General features: G+C 70.0%; 5 protein-coding genes. 3 read left to right on the top strand and 2 right to left on the bottom strand.

Annotated elements, in window-relative coordinates; all coding sequences use genetic code 11:
- Together CON77_RS11175 and CON77_RS11170 are read right to left on the bottom strand one after the other, a co-directional pair.
- Positions 1–369 (bottom strand): electron transfer flavoprotein subunit beta/FixA family protein (locus tag CON77_RS11175; protein WP_439650560.1); only part of this gene is annotated, 369 nt, incomplete at its 3' end.
- A gap of 14 nt (positions 370–383) precedes the next feature.
- Complete coding sequence (locus CON77_RS11170; RefSeq protein ID WP_101049217.1) at positions 384–1,568, bottom strand: NAD(P)/FAD-dependent oxidoreductase; 1,185 nt, start codon at positions 1,566–1,568, stop codon at positions 384–386.
- A gap of 149 nt (positions 1,569–1,717) precedes the next feature.
- Here CON77_RS11170 and CON77_RS11165 point away from each other — a divergent pair, with 149 nt between their 5' ends.
- The 3 genes from CON77_RS11165 to CON77_RS11155 all read left to right on the top strand — a co-directional run.
- A complete protein-coding gene (locus CON77_RS11165; protein ID WP_232788504.1) occupies positions 1,718–2,743 on the top strand; it encodes a LysR family transcriptional regulator in 1,026 nt (341 codons plus the stop codon).
- Complete coding sequence (gene hutG, locus CON77_RS11160) at positions 2,740–3,567, top strand: N-formylglutamate deformylase (protein WP_101049215.1); 828 nt, start codon at positions 2,740–2,742, stop codon at positions 3,565–3,567. The genes CON77_RS11165 and hutG overlap by 4 nt, the downstream gene beginning before the upstream one ends.
- Positions 3,568–3,572: 5 nt before the next feature.
- A partial coding sequence (locus tag CON77_RS11155) for an NAD(P)/FAD-dependent oxidoreductase (protein ID WP_157826924.1) occupies positions 3,573–3,887 on the top strand: 315 nt, incomplete at its 3' end.

Below are 3,887 nucleotides of genomic sequence, written 5' to 3'. Positions count from 1 at the left end.
GTCGTCGATGGCCTGTTTGCCGCACAGCAGCAGGTCCACGCCTTCGCGCTGCACCAGCGCGGCCAGGCCGGCCAGCACGGCCGGGCCGTCGGGCGCGGCACTGCCGGGGTCCAGCAGCAGGGCGCGGTCGGCGCCCATGGCCAGGGCGGTGCGCAGCACGTCCTGCACCACCGGCTGGCCGCAGGCCACCACCGTGACCTGGCGGGCCACACCCGCCTGGCGCCAACGCACCGCCTGCTCCACCGCCACCTCGTCAAAGGGGTTCAGGGACATTTTGAGCCCGGCGGTGTCCACCCCGGTGCCGTCGCTGCGCACACGCACCTTGACGTTGTAATCGACCACGCGCTTGACAAAAACCAGTACATGCATGGTGGGCCTCCGGATCAGGACACGGCGCCCAGGCCGTAGCGGCCGGTCAGCAGCTGGCCGCTGCGGAAACGCTCGTGGGCGTAGGGGGTCAGCGGCACCTCGGTCGGCAGGCCCAGCGCTTCCTGCGCCAGCACCAGGCCCACGCCCGGCGACAGCTTGAAGCCGTGGCCGGAGAAGCCGTAGCCCACCACCAACCCGGGCACGTCGGGCAGGCGGCCCAGCACCGGGTTCCAGTCGGGCGTGACGTCGTAAACGCCGGTCCAGGACGAAGCCAGGCCGGCTTCGCCGAAGGACGGGAAGCGCTCGGCCACCTGGCCGCCCACCTCCACCACGTAGTCCATGGAGATGTCGCCCTGCTCGTTGTCGGGCGCGGCCAGGGTCTCGCCCACCGTGCCTTCGCTCACCAGCATCTGGTTGCCGCCGTAGCTGCGGCAGTACAGCATGCCGGGCGAGCCCAGGTCCTTGAACACCGGCATCTGGAAACTGTAGGCCTCGGGGCCTTCCAGGGCCAGCACGGCGTGCCGTTCGGCCTTGACGGGCGTGGGCACGCCGGTCCACTTTTCGATGTCGGTGGCCCAGATGTTCTGGGTGCTGATGACGGTGTCGCTGTGGAAGGTGCCCTGGCTGGTTTCCACGCCGACCACGCGGCCGCCGTCCAGCAGCAGGCGCTCCACGTTCACGCCTTCCATGATCTTGACGCCCAGGCGGCGCGCAGCGCGGGCAAAGCCGGTGGCTACCAGGTAGGCGTCGGCGAAGCCGGCTTCCGGTTCAAAGCCGATCAGCGCCGCGTCGTCGAACTGGGCGATCGGCAGCCGGTTGCGCGCTTCCGCCTGGTCGATCAGGCGCACCTCCACGCCCATGCGTTCCTGGCCCGCCAGGGCCGCGCGCAGCGGTTCCAGCTTCGGGCCCTCGGGGGCGCAGATGAGGTAGCCGCATTTCACCAAGCCGGCCGAGGCCTCTTCGTCGCCCAGGTAGCCGGCGAAGTCCTGGAACACCGACCAGGATTTCTTGGCCAGTTCCACGTTTTCGATCACCGAATAGTGGGTGCGCAGGATGCCGGAGGACTGGGTGCTGGTGCCGGCGCCGATCTGCGACCGGTCGAGCACCAGCACATTTTTGGCGCCCAGGCGGGCGAGGTGGTAGGCGACCGAACTGCCGATCACACCGGCGCCGATCACGATGGCGTCATAGCTTTGCATGGGGGGCTTTCTGTGTGGAAAAAGGTTGGCAATGGCTGCAGCTTAGGCGGCCCCCACCGGGCGTCACACAACTGAAGCCATTTCGATGCTATGTTTTGGTTTTTCTGAATTTGTGGCCGCCTGCGGCCGAACCTGACACCATGCGCACCATGTCTCCCCGCTCCGCCGGCCCCCGCCCGCCCCGCCGTTCGCGCGTCCTGCCCGACCTGCAGGCACTGGAAGCCTTCGTCGCCGTTTGCGACGCCGGCTCCATGGCGCTGGCCGCGCAGCAGCTCGGTGTGAGCCAGAGCGCGCTCAGCCAGGCCGTCAAGACCCTGGAGGCCGACCTGGGCACACCGCTGCTGGACCGCGAGGTGCGCCCCGCCGTGCCCACCCACGCCGGGCAGGTGCTGCGCGAGCGCGCCAGCCGGCTGCTGGCCCAGGCGCGCACCCTGGTCGACCAGGTGCGCGCCAGCGCCCGCCAGGCGCACGCCCAGATCCACCTCGGCTGCGTCGATTCCTTCGCCGCCACCGTCGGCCCCAGCCTGATCCGTGCGTTGTCGGGCTCGGCCCAGCAGATGCTGATGTGGTCGGGCCTGACGCCGACGCTGACGCAGCAGTTGCGCGGGCGCGAACTCGACTTCGCCATCTGCACCGATTCCGCCATCGACGACCCGCGCATCACCCAGCGCCTGCTGTTTTCCGAGTCCTGGGTGGCGGTGTTCCCCAAGGCGCACCCGGTGCGGCCCCTGGCCTCGGTGCGCGAACTGGCCGAGCTGCCTGGTGGCCTGCCTCTGATCCGCTACAGCCAGCGTTCGGTGATCGGCCAGCAGATCGAACGCTTCCTGCGCCACGCCGGCGTGCAGGCCCCGCGCGCCTGCGAGTTCGACGCCACCGACCCGCTGCTCAGCCTGGTGGCCTCGGGCCTGGGCTGGGCCCTCTCCACCCCGTTGTGCCTGTGGCAGTCGCGCCACCACCTGGACGAGGTGGTGGTGTTGCCCCTGCCCGCCACCCGGCTGGGCCAGCGCCATTTTTTCCTGTTGGCGCGAGAGGACGAATGGGCCGGCCTGGACGCCCACATCGCCCGCATCGCCCGCGACGTGATCCGCCAGGACACGGCCGTGGCCATCCACCGCGCCATGCCCGGCCTGCCGGCCGACGCCCTGTATTGCCCCGACGAAGAAAGCCCCCCATGACCCCCGACGCCCGCGACGACACCCCCACCTACACCCTGCACCGCGGCCACCTGCCGCTGCTCATCTCCATCCCGCACCTGGGCACCGAACTGCCGCCCGAGTTCGCCGCCGGCATGACCGACACCGCCCCGGTGCTGCAGGACACCGACTGGCACCTCGACCGGCTCTACGCCTTCGCCCGGGGCCTGGGCGCCTCGGTGCTGCAGGCCAAGGTGTCGCGTTACGTGATCGATCTGAACCGCCCGCCCGGCGGCGAAAGCCTCTACCCGGGCCAGACCACCACCGGCCTGTGCCCGACCGAAACCTTCCGCGGCGAACCGCTCTACGGCGCGGCCCCGGCCCCGGACGGTACCCAGCAGGCCGACCGGCTGGCGCGTTACTGGCGCCCCTACCACGACGCCCTGCGTGCCGAACTCGACCGCCTCCAGGCCGCGCACGGCTCGGTGCTGTTGTGGGACGCGCACTCCATCGCCAGCGTGCTGCCGCGGCTGTTCGAGGGCAAGCTGCCTGACCTGAATTTTGGTACTGCCGACGGCCGCAGTTGCGCGCCGGCCATCCTGGACGCGGTGGTGGACGAGGCCCGCCAGAGCCGCTACAGCCACGTGGTCAACGGCCGCTTCAAGGGCGGCCACATCACCCGCCACTACGGGATACCGGCCAGCGGGGTGCACGCCATCCAGCTGGAAATGGGGCAGGACCTTTACATGCAGGAAACCCCGCCCTTCACCTACCTCGAACACAAGGCCACGTCGGTGCAGCCGCTGCTGCAAGCCATGCTGCAGCGCGCCCTGGCGGCGCTGGCCACCCTGCCCACCCCGGCCTGACCCCCATGAAAACCCCCCTTAATTTGCTCGAACAACAAGGCCCGCGCGAAGCGATGGACTACGACGTCGTCGTCGTCGGTGGCGGCCCGGGTGGCCTGTCCACCGCCATCCGCCTGAAGCAACTGGCCGCCGAGCGCGGGACCGAGATCGGCGTGTGCGTCTTGGAGAAAGGCTCCGAGCCCGGCGCCCACATCCTCTCCGGCGCCGTGATGGACCCCATCGCCTTGAACGAGCTGCTGCCCAATTGGAAAGAACTGGGCGCGCCCCTGAACCAGCCGGTCTCGGGCGACGAAGTGCTGTTCTTGAAAGAGGGAGGCGCC

The sequence above is a fragment of the Macromonas nakdongensis genome, from assembly GCF_002837145.1.
GTDB classification, from domain to species: domain Bacteria; phylum Pseudomonadota; class Gammaproteobacteria; order Burkholderiales; family Burkholderiaceae_C; genus Macromonas_B; species Macromonas_B nakdongensis.
The sequence above is the reverse complement of the archived record's forward strand: the minus strand, read 5'-3'. Positions and strand labels throughout refer to the sequence as shown.